Below are 18,808 nucleotides of genomic sequence, written 5' to 3' on the forward strand. Positions count from 1 at the left end.
TTTGAGCAATCAAGCGGGTTTTTTTATTCCCTAAACTGAACTAAAACAAATATTTTCAAAATGCAAAAACTAAAAATAGCTATACAAAAATCAGGTCGACTCCACGATGAATCGCTTGCTCTACTTAAGGATTGCGGTATTTATATAGATAATGGCCGCGACCAATTAAAGGCTTCAGCCACTAATTTTCCTTTGGAAATATATTATTTGCGCAATGGCGATATTCCTCAATATCTGAAAGATGGCGTAATAGATTGCGCGATTATTGGTGAAAATCTTTTAGTTGAAAAGGGAGAAGAAATCAATATTGTTGGGCGTTTGGGCTTTTCTAAATGTCGCGTTTCTTTGGCCGTTTCGAAGTTTATGAAGTATAATTCCATCAAAGACCTAAACGGAAAACGCATCGCCACCAGTTACCCTAAAACCACGCAAGATTATTTAGATAAAAACGGAATAAATGCAGAACTCCACATCATTAACGGCAGCGTAGAAATCGCACCAAACATAGGCCTTGCAGACGCTATTTGCGATATTGTGAGCAGCGGAAGTACGCTGTTTAAAAACAATTTGAAGGAAGTAGAAGTTATTATGAAAAGTGAAGCAGTGCTCGCAGTATCTCCAAATATTTCAGATATCGAGAACAACATACTCGAAAAACTTCAATTTAGAATTAAATCTGTTTTGCAAGGTCGCGATTCGCGTTATGTACTTTTGAATGCTCCTAATGACAAAATTGACGACATCATTAAAATTCTTCCGGGAATGAAAAGTCCAACGCTGCTTCCTCTAGCAGAAGAAGGCTGGAGCAGTATTCATTCCGTAGTAAATCGAGATACTTTTTGGGAGGTAATTGAAGAATTGAAAGCAGCTGGAGCAGAAGGAATTCTAGTTTGTCCTATTGAAAAAATGATAGTTTGAGGCTTGAGAAAAGTAAATAAATAGTAAATCTGTCACCCTGAGCGCAGTCGAAGGATTGATTATTAAATTTTGAATTTTAAAAGATGAATAAAATATACAACCCCAAACTCGGGACTTGGTCTGAAATCTTAAAACGGCCAACGCAAACTATAACTGATATAGAAGCGACTGTAAACGAAATATTTTTAGAAATTAAAACCAAAGGAGATACAGCTGTTCAAAAGTACACCCAACTTTTCGATGGAATTACAATTGATAAGTTGTTAGTTTCAAAGGAAGAAATTACTACCGCCGAAAGTGATGTTTCCGGAGAATTAAAGGCAGCTATTCACCAAGCAAAGACAAATATTGAAAAATTCCACGGTGCACAAAAAACTGAAAAATTAACGGTTAAGACTACAGAAGGCGTGCTTTGCTGGCAAGAAAAACGACCCATTCAAAAAGTTGGTTTATACATTCCCGGAGGTTCTGCACCGTTATTTTCAACGGTTTTAATGTTGGCTATTCCAGCAAACATTGCGGGTTGTAAAGAAATTATACTTTGTACACCGCCCGATAAAAACGGTAAGATCAATCCCGCTATACTCTATACGGCAAACTTATGCGGCGTAACAAAAATCTTTAAAATTGGCGGAATACAAGCTATTGCCGCAATGACTTTTGGGACGCAAACAGTACCTTCTGTCTATAAAATTTTTGGTCCGGGAAACCAATTTGTAACTGTTGCAAAGCAAATTGCTACAAAGCACGGCGTGGCAATCGATATGCCTGCCGGTCCATCGGAACTACTTGTTTTTGCAGATGATACGGCAAATGCATCTTTCGTGGCTTCAGATCTTTTATCGCAGGCCGAACACGGCGCAGATAGTCAGGTAATTCTGGTTACAACTTCAGAAAAAATATTGAATGCCGTAGCAATTGAAGTTGAAAAACAACTTGAAGTGTTGCCGCGTAAAACTATTGCCTCCGAAGCGATTAATCATTCAAAATTAATTTTAGTTGAAAGTAATTCTGAAGCTATAAATTTAATTAATGAATATGCTCCCGAACATTTCATAGTTGTTTCCGAAAATGAAGATTTCTTTCTTGAAAATATTGAAAATGCAGGCTCGGTTTTTATAGGAAATTATACTCCCGAAAGCGCTGCCGACTACGCTTCGGGGACGAACCACACCTTACCCACAAACGGATATGCGAAGCAGTATAGCGGAGTGAACTTGGACAGTTTTCTGAAAAGTATGACGTTTCAGAAAATATCTAAAGAAGGAATTCTAAACATCGGAAAAGCAATAGAAATAATGGCTGAAGCTGAAGGATTGCAAGCTCATAAAAACGCTGTTACTTTGAGGTTGAACAGTTTAAAAAGCAAAAGTGATGGATAAAACTAATTTTAACATAAATACTCTCATTCGTCCAAATGTGGCCAAAATGAAGCCATATAGTTCTGCTCGCGATGAATTCAAGGATTTTGACAGTGAAATGATTTTTCTCGATGCCAATGAAAATCCTTTTGAAACTGATGTAAACCGTTATCCCGATCCGCAGCAACGAACATTGAAAAACATAATTTCAATACAGAAAAGCATTCCAGAGAATCAAATTCTCTTAGGAAACGGAAGCGATGAAGTGCTCGACCTAATTTTTAGGGCGTTTTGTGAACCGGCAAGAGATAACGTAATTACACTTCCGCCAACCTATGGAATGTACAGTGTTTTAGCCAATTTGAACAATATTGAAAATAGGGAAGTTCTTCTCGATTTAGATTTTCAACCTGATCTAGATGAAATTTCAAGAACTGAGGATTCGCGCACAAAGCTTCTATTCATCTGCTCTCCAAACAATCCAACGGGAAATTTATTTATTTCCCAACATATTTTATATCTGTTGAAAAACTTTAATGGTTTGGTTGTAATTGATGAAGCCTATACTGATTTCGCTTCAAAGAAAAGCTGGATAGAAAAGTTGAATGATTTTCCGAATTTAATAATTACGCAAACCCTTTCAAAAGCCTATGGAATGGCTGGAATTCGTTTGGGAATTTGTTACGCTTCCGCAGAAATAATTGCAGTTTTAAATAAAATTAAACCGCCGTATAATGTTAATGAGTTAACACAGAAACGAGCAATAGAAAAACTTCAGGATATTGAAAACATTCAAAGTGAAATCACTTCATTAAAAGAAGAAAGAAAGACATTAATTAAAGCTTTAAAGAGGCTTAAATTTATAGAAAAAACATATCCAACGGATTCCAATTTTATCCTATTGAAAGTTGATGATGCCGATAAACGTTACAAGCAATTGCTGGAAAAAGGGATTGTGGTTCGCAACAGAAGTTCACAACCGCTTTGTGAAAATACGCTGCGAATAACCGTCGGCACAGCTTCAGAAAATAAAAAATTAATATCCATTTTAAAAGAATTACAAAAATGAAAAAGCGCGTATTATTTATAGACCGTGACGGCACGATTATAAAAGAAACCGTGGACGAGCAAATTGATGGGTTTGAGAAAATGATTTTTTACCCAAAAGTGTTCACTTATCTCGGAAAAATCGCCAAGGAACTCGATTTTGAATTGGTAATGATTACCAACCAAGATGGTTTGGGGACAGCGTCTTTTCCCGAAGAAACCTTTTGGCCCGTTCACAATTTTATAATGAAAGCTTTTGAAAATGAAGGCGTTATTTTCAAAGAAGTACTTATAGACCGAACATTTCCTCACGAAAAAGCTGAAACCCGCAAACCTGGCACTGCTTTGCTTCAAAAATACTTTTCAGATGAATACGATCTTAAAAATTCGTTCGTAATTGGCGATAGGTTGACGGACATTGAATTAGCCAAAAACCTTGGTTCAAAAGGTATTTTTATAAATGATGAAACATTTTTGGGCACTAATGAAATTTCTTTGAAAGAGGAAGAACTTCAACAATACATTGCTTTGGAGACCAATGATTGGCAAAAAATTTATGAGTTTTTAAAACTGAAACAACGCGTTTCAGAAATTCATAGAAAAACGAATGAAACGGATATTTCCATAAAGTTGAATTTGGATGGAACTGGAAAATCTACCATAAATACTGGCATTGCATTTTTTGATCATATGTTAGATCAATTGGCGCGTCACGGACAAATGGATTTAGAAATTACAGTAAAAGGCGATTTGGAAGTAGACGAGCACCACACTATTGAGGATACCGCAATTGCTTTGGGCGAAGTTTTTAATAATGCGCTTGGCGATAAATTAGGGATGGAACGATATGGTTTCTGTTTGCCTATGGACGACTGTTTGGCGCAGGTTGCCATTGATTTTGGTGGAAGAAATTGGTTGGTTTGGGATACAGATTTTAAACGTGAAATGATTGGAAAAATGCCAACAGAAATGTTTTACCACTTTTTCAAAAGCTTTACCGATGGCGCAAAAGCAAACCTCAACATAAAAGCTGAAGGAACCAACGAGCACCACAAGATTGAAGCTATTTTCAAAGCGTTCGCAAAAGCAATAAAAATGGCTGTAAAGCGCGATGCCGATAAAATGATTTTACCCTCAACTAAAGGCCTACTTTAATGAAGGTAGTAATAATTAATTACGGTGCGGGTAATATTCAAAGTATAAAATTTGCTTTGAAAAGATTGGGCGTAGAAGCTATTTTAAGCGACGATGAAACTGAAATTATGAATGCAGACAAAGTTATTTTTCCAGGTGTAGGCGAAGCGAGCAGTGCAATGCAAAAGCTAAAAGGCTCTGGCTTAGACAAAGTTATCCCAACGCTTAAACAACCAGTTTTAGGAATCTGTTTGGGAATGCAACTACTTTGTAATTCTTCCGAAGAAGGAAAAACAGAGGGTTTGGGAATTTTTGATGTTGATGTTCTGAAATTTTCAACCTCAGTAAAAGTACCTCAAATAGGTTGGAATCAAATTCAAAACTTAAAATCGGAGCTGTTTAAAGATATTTCAGAAAATGAGTTTATGTATTTGGTGCATAGTTTTTACGCGCCATTATGTGAAGAAACAATTGGGACCACTGAATACGGAATTCAGTATTCATCGGCATTACAAAAGGATAATTTCTACGGAGTGCAATTTCACCCAGAAAAAAGCAGTAAAGCTGGTGAACAAGTTTTACAGAATTTTTTAAATCTATAATCTATGAGAATAATTCCAGCAATAGACATTATCGACGGAAAATGCGTTCGTCTTTCCAAAGGTGATTATAGTACAAAAAAGATTTATAATGAAAGTCCGCTGGAAGTTGCAAAACAATTTGAAGCGCACGGAATTCAATATTTGCACTTGGTGGATTTGGATGGCGCAAAGAGCAAACACATTGTAAATCATAAAATTTTGGAGGAAATTGCTTCACAAACCAAATTAAAAATTGATTTTGGAGGCGGTTTAAAAACTGATGAAGATCTAAAAATCGCTTTTGAATGTGGTGCAAACCAAATAACTGGCGGCAGTATAGCCGTTAAAAATCCTGAAACTTTTAAAAGTTGGCTCAAAAAATTCGGAAGTGAAAAAATAATTTTGGGCGCCGATGCCAAAAATGAAATGGTTGCAATAAGCGGTTGGACTGAGAATTCCAATGAGGAATTAATTCCGTTTATACTAAAGTATTTAGAGGAAGGTATTCGTTCTGTAATTTGTACAGACATTAGTAAAGATGGGATGTTGCAAGGGCCTTCTTTTGCTTTATACAAAAAAATAATTACAGAATGTCAGTCTAAGCGCAGTCCAGAATCCACTGAAAATGCAATAAAACTAATAGCTTCCGGTGGAATTTCAACTTTTGAAGAACTCCCAAAACTTGCAAAAATAGGCTGTGAGGGAACAATAATAGGGAAAGCGATTTATGAAAACAGAATTACATTAAAACAACTTGAAAATTATATTATAAATGCTAAGTAAACGAATAATTCCGTGTTTGGATATTAAAAACGGGCGAACCGTAAAAGGAATTAATTTCCTAGACTTACGAGATGCCGGCGATCCTGTGGAACTGGCCAAATTCTATTCTGAAAATGGCGCGGATGAATTGGTTTTTCTTGATATTTCAGCCACCGCGGAGCGCAGAAAAACTTTGGCAGCTTTGGTTTTGAAAGTTGCTGAAACCATCAATATTCCGTTTACAGTTGGGGGTGGAATTTCTTCGGTGGTAGACGTTGAAATACTTCTTAATAACGGAGCCGACAAGGTATCTATAAATTCTGCCGCAGTAAAAAACCCGCAGTTGATTAATGAACTTGCTTCAAAATTTGGCTCTCAGTGTATCGTTGTAGCAATTGATGCAAAACTAATTAAGGGCAAATGGATAGTGCATTTGGTAGGAGGGAAGGTGCCTACAGATTTAGATTTATTTGATTGGGCAAAAGAAGTGGAACAACGAGGTGCAGGTGAAATTCTTTTCACTTCAATGGATCACGACGGGACCAAAAATGGTTTTGCAAATGAAGCCTTAGCAAAACTGTCAACAGGTTTAAATATTCCAATTATCGCTTCGGGTGGCGCAGGAACTATTCAGCATTTTACGGATACTTTTAAAGTTGGAAAAGCAGATGCTGCATTGGCTGCCAGTGTTTTTCACTTTAAGGAAATTACCATTTCAGAATTAAAAAATGAATTACAAACACAGGGAATTCCTGTTAGAATTTAAAATTATGAATATAGATTTTAAAAAATACGAAGACGGATTGGTTCCCGCGATAATTCAAGATTCTATAACAAACAAAGTTTTAATGCTTGGGTATATGGATGAAGAAGCTTTTCTGAAAACGAATGAATCAAAAAAAGTTACTTTTTTCAGCAGAAGCAAACAACGCCTGTGGACAAAAGGTGAGGAAAGCGGTAATTTTTTAAACCTTGTTTCAATAGCGGTAGATTGTGATAGCGATGCACTTTTAATAAAGGTGAATCCCGTTGGTCCTGTTTGCCACAAAGGAACAGACACTTGCTGGAGAGAAAATAATGTTTCAGACTTTGGTTTTCTTTCCTCATTAGAAAATACAATTCAAAATAGAAAGAAGGATATTGAGAATGAAGATTCTTATGTTTCGTCACTTTTTAGAAAAGGAATGAATAAGATTGCGCAAAAAGTAGGAGAGGAGGCTGTAGAAGTTGTGATTGAAGCGAAAGATAACAACGATGCCCTCTTTCTAAATGAAAGCGCCGATTTGTTATTTCATTATTTAATTTTGTTGCAAGCCAAAGGTTTTACGTTGAATGATGTTGAAAAAATTCTTCTGCAACGCCATAATGCAGAATAATCTTTATACCTTTTCCTACCTTTAAGAAATTAAACATCATCCTATGGCTGCTAGAAGAAAAAACAATCAGACCACAAAAATTCAACCCAAAAGAGCTAGGAATCTTTCGCCAGGAACGGTTACCTATACTGGAAAAAAGACTACGACGGTTACAAAACTGGACATAATAGATTATTCCAAGGAACATTACCACCGTTTTGAAACCAATGACATACACGAAGCCTTTAATTATGAGGATTCAACCAATATTACTTGGATAAACGTAAACGGACTGAGCAATACCAATGATATTATTACCCTCGGAAACCATTTTGAACTTCATCCGTTAATTCAGGAAGATATTGTAAGCACCTATCAACGCCCAAAAATTGATGAGTATGAGGAATATCTTTTTATCGTTTTTAAAATGTTGCATTATGATGACGAAAAACTCACAAACGAGCATATAAGCTTGGTGATGGGAAAAGATTACGTTTTAACATTTCAAGAAGCTGAAGGCGATGTTTTTGAAGATTTACGTGAACGATTAGAGCACGGCAAAGGCCGTATTCGTGGGGCGGGAGCAGATTATTTAATGTTTGCCATTCTTGATGCCGTGGTTGATAATTACTTTAGCGTCGTTGAATTTTTAAGTAACAAAGTGGAATTGTTGGAGGATAAACTCTTTGATGATAAAGAAGATACTAACATCACTCAAGAAATTCAAGATCTTAAAAAAGAAATATTAAAAATCCGAAAAGCAGTAATGCCATTGCGTGAGGTTATAAATCGATTAGAAAAAATCGAAAACCCGCTTATAGAGGAACGCACCAACAAATACATTCGCGATCTGTATGATAATATTATCCAAGTAAACGAAAGTGTTGAAATATACCGAGAAATGATTTGGGGTTTGATGGATATGTATATGACGACCATTAGCAACAAGATGAATGAAGTGATGAAAGTCTTGACTATTATGGCTTCCATCTTTATTCCATTAACTTTTCTAGCAGGAATCTACGGGATGAATTTTGACAATATACCGGAACTTCACTATAAAAATAGTTATTTCTATCTGTTGGGCGTAATGGCTTTGGTTTTCTTAGGAATGATTTGGTATTTTAAGAGGAAGAAGTGGCTTTAGGCTTTCTCCCTTCAACACTAATTTATGTTCTATACAGCGCTAAACAATCGATTTAAAGTAAACTGAAATATGAAATTAATGACTGTAGGTGGCGGATGTTTTTGGTGTATTGAAGCTATATTAAACGAAGTTAAAGGTGTAGAAAAAGTAGTTTCTGGATACAGTGGAGGCACGGTGCCGGGAAAACCAACCTATCGTGAAGTATGTTCAGGGTTAACGGGTTGTGCCGAAGTTGTTCAAGTAACTTATGATTCCGATATAATATCTTACGAAGATTTATTGGTCATTTTTATGACCAGCCACGACCCAACATCACTAAACCGACAAGGTGGCGATGCGGGCACCCAATACCGTTCGGTAATTTATTACCACAACGAAACCCAAAATGAAATAGCAGAAACCGTGGCTAAAGAAATGGCGCCGTATTACGAAAATCCTATTGTAACCGAAATCAGTCCGTTACAAATATTTTATGAAGCCGAGAATGATCATCAAGATTATTACGCCAATAATCCGGATGCTGGTTATTGCAGTGCGGTTATTACTCCAAAATTGACAAAACTTCGGAAGATGCATGCCGATAAGCTTAAAAGCATTTCTGCTTAAAAAGGTATTGGGATATTTTAAAAAAATATTCTACACGTGGGTTTCTGAATGGCAAACGCAAGTATGGTATACCGAAGGAGAAAGACAAGTTAACTAGTTCTTAGGCCAGTATGGAATCTACATAATTTAAAAAAATAACGTACATTACATTCAAAACTAAGTAGATGCCATTATTTATGGACTTTCACGACCTTCCTGAGGGTCTCACAGCAAAGCACGTTGCAGAAATGCATCAAGCCGACTTAGATATTGAGCATAAATATAATTGTCGCGGATTGACCTACTGGTGTGACGAGAAAAGACAAACGGCTTTTTGTTTAATAGATGCGCCGGATAAACAGGCAGTTATAGATTTACATCAAAACTCACATGGCGCTATTCCACAACGTATTATTGAAGTGAATGATACCATTGTGGAATCTTTTTTGGGACGTATAGAAGATCCAGAAAAATCAAAAAACACGAGCCTCAATATTATTAACGATCCTGCTTTTAGAACCATCATGGTTGTTAAAATAAAAAACAAAACTTTAAGAGAATCCCAAACAAACACTCTAAAGGCAGCTATTAGAGGCTATACGACTTCTATTAATACCTTGACTTCTCAATATAACGGACGTGTAGTTAAACAAGAAGCGAAAACCTTTTTGATGTCTTTTAAATCTATTACCGATGCTATGAATTGTGGAATAAAAATTCAAGAATCACACAATTGTGTTATTACTCCAGATTTAGCCTTTAAAATAGGAATTAGCGCAGGAATTCCGGTTACTGAAAAGGAAGGTATTTTTGAGGATACCATAAAAACCTCCGATTATTTATGCGACATAGCCAAAGCAGATATTACTATAACAACTGCTGTTAAAGATCTATACGAAGGAGAAAACCAAAATAAGCCATTAGCTGAAAGTAAAATCATTCGTGTTTTGAGTAGTACGGAGGAAGAATTTATAACTCAACTGATGGATTATACCGAAAAAATATGGTCGAATCCAGAAACAGGCGTCAATAATTTTGAAGCGAATTTAGGTTATAGCAAATCTAAATTATACCGGACCATGATGAATTTGGTCAGTAAATCTCCGAATACGTTTCTAAGAGAATATCGTTTAAACAAAGCATTAGAAATATTGGAAAAACAGAATTCTAATATTTCTGAAATTGCTTATCAAGCAGGCTTTAGCAGCCCTGCCTACTTTTCGAAATGTTTCTATAAAAAATATGGAATTCTACCTTCAAATTTTCATAGCTAATAAATAAATTACTGTACTACAAATACTTAGACCTGTAATTCTTCTTGGTCTAAAATTACTTTTATTTGGTCTAAACGTAGAATTATCGAAAATCATTCTATTCTACTTTTGATAATAATAAATATATAACCAAATAAATATAGATGAAAATTTCAGCCAAAGACATCGCTCCTAACATAATCCAAGTCTTTAAATCACAATTAAAGGGGAAACTTATTTTACCGTCAGATACAAATTATAACGAAACCCGTGAAGTGTATAATGCAATGATTGACAAACGTCCAGGGGTAATTGCCACTTGTGAAAATGTGGACGATGTGATAGCTGCTGTAAACTTTGGGAGAGACAACAACCTGTTGGTGGCAATAAGAGGAGGAGGCCATAATGGTGCAGGTTTGGGTTTGTGTAATGACGGTTTGGTAATTGACCTTTCTGGTATAAAGTATGTAGAAGTGGATAAATTGAATAATAACGTTAAAGTTGGAGGCGGTAATATTTGGAATGAAGTAGATAAAGCCACACATGAATTTGGTTTAGCAATACCTTCAGGAATGATTTCTACGACAGGCGTAGGCGGATTAACACTTGGTGGTGGCGTTGGTTATTTAACACGCAAATACGGCCTTACGATAGATAATTTATTAGAAGCAGAAATGGTTTTGGCCGATGGTAGTTTTGTTACCGTAAACGCTACCAAAAACACCGACTTATTTTGGGCAATTCGTGGTGGAGGCGGGAATTTTGGCGTAGTTACTTCTTTTACATTTCAAGCGCATCCTGTAAAAATGCTATTGGGCGGACCTACTTTATGGCCAATTGAAAGAGTAGAAGAAATAATGGCTTGGTATGATAAATTTATCAACGAGGCTCCAGAAGATTTAAACGGGTTTATAACGACCATGGTCATTCCCGAATCCCCATTTCCAGAGCATTTACACAACAAAAAGTTTTGTGGTATTGTTTGGTGCTATCTTGGAGATCCCGAAAAATTTGAAGCGATCTTTAAACCTGTATTAAATCTCAACCCTGTTTTTGCTCATGTTGGCGAAATGCCTTACACAGCCCTACAAACCATGTTTGATGGATTCTTCCCAAAAGGTTTGCAATGGTATTGGAGAGCTGATTTTTTTAACGAGTTAGGCCCAGAAGTAAGGGCTCAGCATTTAAAATTTGGTTCAGCAATACCTACGGCACTTTCCCAAATGCATTTATATCCTATTTCTGGAGCGGCGAGTAGAGTAGGAGCCGAAGAAACACCTTGGGCATATAGAGATGCTAAATATGCAGGAGTGTATTTAGGCGTAGATCCAGATCCTAAAAATGCGATTAAAATTACCGAATGGTGTAAGTCTTATTATGAGGCCTTGCATCCATATTCAGCAGGTGGCGCGTATTCAAATTTTATGATGGAAGAGGGCCAAGATCGAATTAAAGCCAGTTATAAGCATAACTACGAAAGATTGGTCAAGATTAAAAAAACGTATGATCCTGAAAATTTGTTTAGCGTGAATCAGAATATAATACCAGAATAATTCTAATCTTTAAAACTAAAAGCTATGTTCAATAAAGAAATATATTTTATAATAGGAGTCTTAAGCCTTTTAATTCTCTCTTCAGTTTGTAACATTGTATTTGCACAAGTTTTTAGTAATACAGCAGTCTATATACAAAACGTGGAGACGGGGCTAGTGCTCGATGTTCAGGGAAATGTTAAAGAAAATGGAACCAAGGTATGGCCGTTTTCAATAAATTATGGGTTAGCGCAGGTTTTTCAAGTAAGTGCCGCCGATATTCCGGATAGATTTGGCTCAGATGTTTGGCGCATAATGCCTTATGACAAAGGCAATTCTGAATCTGATTTGTATATTTCAGTTAAAGCACCTGCTCCTGTAGTTTTAGCAACACCCACAAATACAACTAATGCCCCAATTCCAGCCCCTCCAGAATTAATAGCTCCTTCAGAAGTTATGAGTTCAGATATACCATCATCTACTAAGAAAACATTAAAAAACCTGGTTTTTACACTCGAAGAAAAACGAGAATTTGAGAATTCAACTTCCCCGTTATTCAATACTACTGAGTTTATTTTAGCACCGTCCTTAAAACAACTATGGAAAATAGTACCTGTAGAAAATGAGCAAAATATATATTTTATTGAAAGCGTACATTTTTCAGAAAAAATGGTAATTGAGCCGCTAGACAGAAGTTCAGGTGGGACGCTGGTGTTGAGTTCATTCACCGGATCGAATCTTCAAAAATGGAAAATTACAAGAACTAAACCAACTACACGTGGTGATCTTAAACTTACTAATTTTAAATGGGAAAGAACCCTTTCCCAAGAACCATGGTATAAGCCTTGGAAATGGCACTACGTCTATAAAATTAAAGGAAAACTGACGTGGAGTATTGACAACTCCTTAAACGTTACAAAACAAACTATTAGAATGACAAATAGTACTCCTATTGATATAGCCCCTAATAGAAGTATTTATGAATTTGATGTGAAAAGCGAAGAATCTTTCAAAACGGATGTTCATTGTTTCGTAGTTGCTGCTGATAGTAAATGGACAACTGACAATAGGTCCTTAAGTGATCCAGCATGCGGTGTGCCGGCGTATTCAGATCCATCAACGACAAGACCACCGGTAGCTGGAGTAGGTAAATTACTTATTCGTAATTGTCATAACGATAAAAAATCTGTCCGTCTTTGGACTTATGATCTTACAGTCAATTCAGGACAATGGAAAGATAATGGAACTTTGGACAGCCAATGGCAAGGCTCGAATTGCGGAAGTGCAGCACCAAAAGAAATTACAATTAAAGATAACCACATCTATTTAATAGCGGCAACAGACTGCGGAAATTCACAACCACCTCTAACCCAATCATCTTGTGATAAACTAGCGCCATATCAATTTCAAGGGAAAGAAAATGGAACATCCCTTACATTTCAAATAGATTGAACTTATTTCAAAGAGATTTGTGAAAATCAAAGCCACATAAAATTTTTTTCGAGTGAATAAGAATATAATATCTAAATAATTAAAATCATGGAAAAGAATAAAAATCACAACGACAAATTTGAAAAGTTAGATAATAAAACTGAACTACTTTGGAAAAAGACTTCGGATGAAGTAACAATCAATAGAAGTGCAGGATCTGGTTCTACATTCAATAAAATATTAGTAGCAGAATCGAAAAGGGAAAAAGAAAGTCCGTTAGTTCCTGCTTTCCAATTATGGTCTGCTGATAGTTTTGCAATTGATGGAAATTATAAACAAGCGATAAAGTTTTACGATAAATCAATTAAAAGCAGTCAATTAAATAGAACTTTTTTGGCTAATCAAGACTTGATCTCAGGTTCATTAATGCATAAGGCTTTTGCACAGAAAATTCTAGGTAATAATTCTGATGCCATCACAACATTTAATACGCTCTTTGATTATAATTCTTCTAAAAAAGAAGCTATGTTGCAAGCTGGAATGCTGGCAGAAAGCACAAATAAACTTGATTTGGCGGTTGACTATTATTCAAAAGTTTCTAATAAAAGAATCTCGTCAAAAACAGATGACCCTGGAGAATTGGCACGGAGGGCTGTGGAAAGACTAAAATTACCAAATTTAAAATATGCGAAATCTGCTATTGAACTAGCTGATATGTTATTCACATTAATAGAAAAAAGAGAGATTGAAACATTGAAAAGTCTTATTAGTAAAACTCATTTTTCGATTGGGACCATTGGCGGTCATACAGTATATGAGGATTTGTCACTTTTGGATACTTTATTTGATGAATTTACACTAAGTAATGTAAAGGTTAAAAAAACAATACTTGGAACAGGAGGTAAGAGATATATACCAACCTCTAACTGGGAAGGCAAATTGTTTAGAGGTGAAGTAACCCTAATGATAACTCAAGCGCCACAGGGGTGGCAATGGACTGGTATTGCACTTCATAATCCTAATGAGTATTGGATTGATAGATGGAAGCCAACAGAAAAACAAACCAATGATCCATTGCCTTTTGAATTGCAAGCTCCATGGCCAAAAGATCAATGTTTTACTGCTGGAGGATTGTGGGAATATGTAATCCAACAAGCATTAGTAGCAGGCGGAGGCTTGATTGGTGGATTTCTTATTGCTGAAGGTCTTTCAGCGAGCAGTTGTTGTGGTTGGGGACCGAGAGGCTATTATTATAATTCCGGTCCAACTCATGACAAACAAGATGCTTTTGCTATTGACTTTACAAGATACAGACGTTTTGTACCATATGATAATGAAAGTGGAGGAACACCCGTATTAGCAGTTAGAGAAGGGGTGGTAAAAGAGGTTTGTGCTGGGGTTAATTCAGGAGATTCATCAACGGCTAACATAGTTAAAATTGAACATTTGGATCCAGATAACCCAGGAGATACCAATAGGTTTACCTCTAAGTATTTACACTTAGAAGGACCGTTTAAAATTCCGGTTTCAGAAGGCATGTCCATAAGAGTAGGAACGCGACTTGGTTTAATGGACGACACAGGAAACTCGGTACTTGACCATCTTCATTTTTCAATTCACGATAGACAGTTGACGTATCCAGGTGTTCCAGAAGGCAGAAGTGTACGACCAACACCTATGAGTGGTCATAACTTAGGAGATTCTGACTCTAATAAATGCGTAAAATCTGATAATATTGAATATAATGGTTCAAACAAAATAATCTATCCATCAAGTTTTGTGGGACAAAATTGGTTGCTAACTCCCGTTGCACTAGCCGCTAATGAAGCACCTTTGAGGTCAATAGAAGAGCAAAAGTGGATGTTAGTACTGTCAGGTGTTGCCAATATTGATATAAAAGGCAATGGATCAAGATGGTTAAGGGAAACAATAAGGTTGGCACCAGACTTAATAGCCGCTATTGACTATGCAATTAATAAATTCAACATTCCAACGCCTGCAGGAAGTTATACCAAAAAATTTCAGGTAGAACAATTGGTTCCTCACGCTACAATGAGTTCAATATACAATAAAAACCATTCTGTGAATTCTGGTTTCGCAGTTGATGAATGGCGACCGCATCCATTCACTAGTGATACCGATGTTTTAACAAATAATCCTATAAATAATATCTTTAGTGGTATTCAAGTAGATGTTGCCGTTTCAGATTCTGATGCCTATTTTTACCGAATTAGTTATCATATAACATTGATAGGAAAGATTCGGTTCGGCCAGCCATTTATTATTGACTGATGAGATTGGAATAAAAGTTTTGTTATAATTCTGCGAAACACTTTATTATGATATATGAACTACAATAAAAGAGATGTTCGAGGAAATTAACCCTCATCTCTCTTATTATTACAATATATCATATTCAAACGAAAAACTTCAATAACAGATGATCAATAAAAGATTAGAGAAGCTGCGTCAAATAATGACTAAATACAATTTTGATGCAATTATTATCCCATCAACAGATCCTCATCAATCTGAATATGTTGCAAAGCATTGGAAAGTAAGGGAATATTTTTCAGGATTTACTGGTTCCGCTGGGGTATTAGTTGTAATGAAAGATGAAACGGCACTTTGGACAGATTCGCGTTATTTTTTACAATTTGAAGATGAATGCAAGGACTATGATGTCAACTTACACAAACAATCCATTCCTCATGCGCCCGAACACGTTCAGTGGTTATGCGATACTTTAGCCGAAAATGCAGTTATAGGACTGGATTTTTTACAGTTTTCCAAAGCTCAAATGGATTATATCAAGGAAGTTTCAGCATCTAAAAATATTCAACTTAAAAACACACCTAATTTAGTAAACGAAATTTGGGCTGATAGACCTGCTTTACCCGCTTTTCCAGTAGATATCCATCCATTAGAATACAGTGGTGAAACAACGGCTTCTAAAATAAAGAAGGTTCAAAATAAGATTTCAACTGCAAAAGCCGACTATTATTTATTTTCGAGCTTAGATGAAATTGCGTGGTTGTTTAACATCCGTTCAAAAGATGTCGATTTTACACCTTTAGTTACCGCTTATGCGCTGGTAGGACTTGAAAACACTGTATTGTTTTGTGATAGCAATAGATTTTCGGCTACGGCTATTGAGACCTTTTCAAAATTAAATATTGAAATTATCGATTATGAATTAGCAATTGCTGAATTGCAGAAACTAGACATCGATAAAAAGATAATCACAGATATTTCTTCTTTAAACTATGCCGTTTATAACGCGGTGCAGAGTAAGTTTTTATTTCAGAATTCAATCGCAAAGGAGTTGAAATCTATTAAAAATGAAACAGAGATTAGCGGTGCCAAAAACTGTATGCTAAAGGATGGGGTTGCGCTTACAAAGTTTTTTATTTGGTTGGAAAACGAACTTCCAACGCGAGAAATTTCAGAATATGAAATTGGTAAAAAGCTAGAAAGCTTTCGAAAGCAACAGGATTTATACGTTGGCGAATCATTTGCAGCAATTGTAGGCTATAAAGGCAATGGCGCTATCATACACTATACGGCTTCAGAAGAACGTGCTGCACTGGTTAAAAATGAAAATATTCTATTGGTAGATAGTGGCGCGCAGTATAAAGATGGTACAACAGATATTACTCGAACTGTTTGGTTGGGCGGAACCCCAACAGCTGAGCTAAAAACAGCCTATACTTCAGTTTTAAAAGGATATATAGCACTGGAGCAATTGCAATTCCCAAAAGGCACTGTGGGGATGCAAATAGATGCTTTTGCGCGGTTTCATTTATGGCAACACGGTTTAAATTATCCGCACGGTACAGGTCACGGTATCGGAAGTTTTGGAATGGTTCACGAGTCACCACAAGGCTTTACCACTAATCCAGCAACTAGTAGTGGAAGAACATCCCATTTGCCAAATCAGTTAACAACTATTGAACCTGGCTGTTATAAAAAAGGTGTTTATGGCATTCGTATTGAAAACATCGTCCTTTCCATAGCTAAACAAGAAACTGAGTTTGGAAATTTTCTAGGTTTCACGCCAATAACGCTATGTGCAATAGATAGACAGCTTATTGATAAATCATTACTGACGGATTCAGAAATAGCGTGGTTTAACTCCTATCATAAAATGGTTTATGACAAACTATCTCCAATGTTGAATTCTGATGAAAAGAAATGGCTACAAAGAATGTGTGAAGAGCTATAAGCCTCAACAAAATTTAACCAAAACTTAACATATAACGCCCCTTTTCGATTTCGTTTTCAATTTCGGTTTCGATTTCAAGCGCCAGCGCCTAATATCTATTTAAGCCAACTGTCAATAATACTATAAATCTCTTTCTGCTCCTTAGCATCAAAGCTTTTTATCCGTGTTTTATGATTTCCTTTCGGTTTTACGAATTTATATAGTTCACGTTTACTTGCATTTTCAGTTAACTCAACAGCTGTCGCACTCCAAGCGTCGTATTCGCCATAGATAAAGAGCATTTTTTCGGCTTTTAAATCTAAGAATGATTTAATACGTTGCATTGGTTTTAAATCGTATGTTTTCGTTATTCCTTCTGGGAAAGCCCAATCAAAAGTATATATTTTATCAGTATGCAGGTATTTTTCAAACGGCATGGTTTCATAGCCATAAATACCTTGTTGTGTTAAGGCTGCCCAGAAATATGGTTGTAGATTTTCTACCGAACTCTCTTCAAAAAAACTATAACCCACAACATCAAATAAATGCTTGTAAATAACTTCAGGTGAGGCTGATGCTTTAGGAATTTCATTTGCATCGGTACCCCATTGCCAGTACGCAAAGGGATATTCTAGTATTGAATACTCCAGCGCTTTCTCTATGCCAAACTCCCAAGTCATTGCTTTTTCTTTGGCCTTAGTTTTTAATATTTCTAGTAAGGCTGCTTTGTTTTCAAAACATAAATCTTGAAAACTTCTAATTTTTGCTCTTTCCTTGGCAGTACCTACATTCTTTAAAAACTCAAAAATTCGTTCATCTTCTCTTGCAAAGTTTAGCGGACCAACGTAACAAACGCAGGCGTCAACATTTTCTGGGAAATAGAGCCGATGCGCCATAACTGTTTGGCAGCCTTTAGATATTCCTGTAGAAATAAATTTTGAATTTGGATATAATGCATTTCTAATGGCAGTGATAATTGTAGCTTGATCTTTAGCCGCATTTTCTACCGTAAGTGTATTCCAATCTATATCCTCTGGACGAGAATTATTAAAATATCGATGCTCTATTGATAGCTGATTTGCATTGTAATGAGTGGCTAATTCGCCAGCTTTTTCAGAACCAATCCCATAACCGCTAAGTTCTACAATTACAGGTTGTTTAGGGTTTTCAAAACCTAAAAATACGCGTTGTTTAAATGTGCCTTTTGTTGAATCGTTATAATCAATAGGCTGTTCAAACCACAGCTCATAGTTTTCATCAAAATGGCTGACAATAGCTCTTTTTTCAATGCTAACAATGTTTTCAATAGCTGCTAGTTTTTCAAAGTTTGAAACTTCTGTGTTAGGGATTACAGCAACTGACGCACTTTTACAACCTACAATTAGGAGTAGGGAAAGTAAAAAATAATAGTAACGAATTGATTTCATAATATATTAGATTTTTGAGAGCTTATTAAAACTAGAAAACTGTTTGCCGCAATTATTTATTCTAATTCTGC

The 18,808-nt window shown here is 36.0% G+C and carries 16 protein-coding genes; 15 read left to right on the forward strand and 1 reads right to left on the reverse strand.

Going from position 1 to position 18,808, the window contains the following annotated elements:
• The first annotated feature begins 60 nt into the window (after positions 1-60).
• The 15 genes from hisG to AEQSU_RS13240 all read left to right on the forward strand — a co-directional run bounded on the left by hisG (position 61) and on the right by AEQSU_RS13240 (position 17,331).
• Positions 61-918, forward strand: a complete 858-nt coding sequence (gene hisG, locus AEQSU_RS13170) for an ATP phosphoribosyltransferase (protein ID WP_014783365.1) — start codon at positions 61-63, stop codon at positions 916-918.
• 83 nt (positions 919-1,001) lie between these two features.
• A complete protein-coding gene (hisD, locus tag AEQSU_RS13175) occupies positions 1,002-2,300 on the forward strand; it encodes a histidinol dehydrogenase (protein WP_014783366.1) in 1,299 nt (432 codons plus the stop codon).
• Positions 2,293-3,348 (forward strand): histidinol-phosphate transaminase, encoded by a 1,056-nt coding sequence (gene hisC / locus AEQSU_RS13180; RefSeq protein WP_014783367.1) that lies wholly within the window; start codon positions 2,293-2,295, stop codon positions 3,346-3,348. Before hisD ends, hisC begins: the two co-directional genes overlap by 8 nt.
• Positions 3,345-4,481: a bifunctional histidinol-phosphatase/imidazoleglycerol-phosphate dehydratase HisB gene (hisB, locus tag AEQSU_RS13185; RefSeq protein WP_014783368.1), complete on the forward strand. Its 1,137-nt coding sequence runs from the start codon at positions 3,345-3,347 to the stop codon at positions 4,479-4,481. Before hisC ends, hisB begins: the two co-directional genes overlap by 4 nt.
• Positions 4,481-5,062, forward strand: a complete 582-nt coding sequence (gene hisH, locus AEQSU_RS13190; RefSeq protein WP_014783369.1) for an imidazole glycerol phosphate synthase subunit HisH — start codon at positions 4,481-4,483, stop codon at positions 5,060-5,062. Before hisB ends, hisH begins: the two co-directional genes overlap by 1 nt.
• Positions 5,063-5,065: 3 nt before the next feature.
• A complete protein-coding gene (gene hisA, locus AEQSU_RS13195) occupies positions 5,066-5,824 on the forward strand; it encodes a 1-(5-phosphoribosyl)-5-[(5-phosphoribosylamino)methylideneamino]imidazole-4-carboxamide isomerase (RefSeq protein WP_014783370.1) in 759 nt (252 codons plus the stop codon).
• Positions 5,814-6,569, forward strand: a complete 756-nt coding sequence (gene hisF / locus AEQSU_RS13200) for an imidazole glycerol phosphate synthase subunit HisF (protein WP_014783371.1) — start codon at positions 5,814-5,816, stop codon at positions 6,567-6,569. The genes hisA and hisF overlap by 11 nt, the downstream gene beginning before the upstream one ends.
• Before the next feature lie 4 nt (positions 6,570-6,573).
• Positions 6,574-7,179 (forward strand): bifunctional phosphoribosyl-AMP cyclohydrolase/phosphoribosyl-ATP diphosphatase HisIE, encoded by a 606-nt coding sequence (gene hisIE / locus AEQSU_RS13205; RefSeq protein ID WP_042492507.1) that lies wholly within the window; start codon positions 6,574-6,576, stop codon positions 7,177-7,179.
• 43 nt (positions 7,180-7,222) lie between these two features.
• The gene (gene corA, locus AEQSU_RS13210) at positions 7,223-8,305 is read left to right on the forward strand and encodes a magnesium/cobalt transporter CorA (protein ID WP_014783373.1); all 1,083 of its coding nucleotides are present in this window, start codon (positions 7,223-7,225) and stop codon (positions 8,303-8,305) included.
• Between the two features lie 69 nt (positions 8,306-8,374).
• On the forward strand, positions 8,375-8,911 hold the full coding sequence (msrA, locus tag AEQSU_RS13215) for a peptide-methionine (S)-S-oxide reductase MsrA (protein WP_014783374.1): 537 nt from the start codon (positions 8,375-8,377) through the stop codon (positions 8,909-8,911).
• A 164-nt stretch (positions 8,912-9,075) separates the two neighbouring features.
• On the forward strand, positions 9,076-10,164 hold the full coding sequence (locus AEQSU_RS13220; RefSeq protein WP_014783375.1) for a nickel-binding protein: 1,089 nt from the start codon (positions 9,076-9,078) through the stop codon (positions 10,162-10,164).
• Positions 10,165-10,307: 143 nt separating this feature from the next.
• Positions 10,308-11,696: an FAD-binding oxidoreductase gene (locus tag AEQSU_RS13225; RefSeq protein WP_014783376.1), complete on the forward strand. Its 1,389-nt coding sequence runs from the start codon at positions 10,308-10,310 to the stop codon at positions 11,694-11,696.
• A 141-nt stretch (positions 11,697-11,837) separates the two neighbouring features.
• The gene (locus tag AEQSU_RS13230; RefSeq protein ID WP_157429285.1) at positions 11,838-13,127 is read left to right on the forward strand and encodes an RICIN domain-containing protein; all 1,290 of its coding nucleotides are present in this window, start codon (positions 11,838-11,840) and stop codon (positions 13,125-13,127) included.
• 87 nt (positions 13,128-13,214) lie between these two features.
• Positions 13,215-15,398: a M23 family metallopeptidase gene (locus tag AEQSU_RS13235; protein ID WP_014783378.1), complete on the forward strand. Its 2,184-nt coding sequence runs from the start codon at positions 13,215-13,217 to the stop codon at positions 15,396-15,398.
• Positions 15,399-15,546: 148 nt separating this feature from the next.
• Positions 15,547-17,331 carry an aminopeptidase P family protein gene (locus AEQSU_RS13240; RefSeq protein WP_014783379.1) on the forward strand — a complete coding sequence of 595 codons (1,785 nt, stop codon included), beginning with the start codon at positions 15,547-15,549 and terminating at the stop codon, positions 17,329-17,331.
• A 95-nt stretch (positions 17,332-17,426) separates the two neighbouring features.
• On the opposite strand, the gene AEQSU_RS13245 is transcribed toward AEQSU_RS13240, so the two are convergent.
• Complete coding sequence (locus tag AEQSU_RS13245; protein ID WP_014783380.1) at positions 17,427-18,737, reverse strand: S28 family serine protease; 1,311 nt, start codon at positions 18,735-18,737, stop codon at positions 17,427-17,429.
• Between the last annotated feature and the right edge of the window lie 71 nt (positions 18,738-18,808).

This window comes from Aequorivita sublithincola DSM 14238, assembly GCF_000265385.1.
GTDB classification, from domain to species: domain Bacteria; phylum Bacteroidota; class Bacteroidia; order Flavobacteriales; family Flavobacteriaceae; genus Aequorivita; species Aequorivita sublithincola.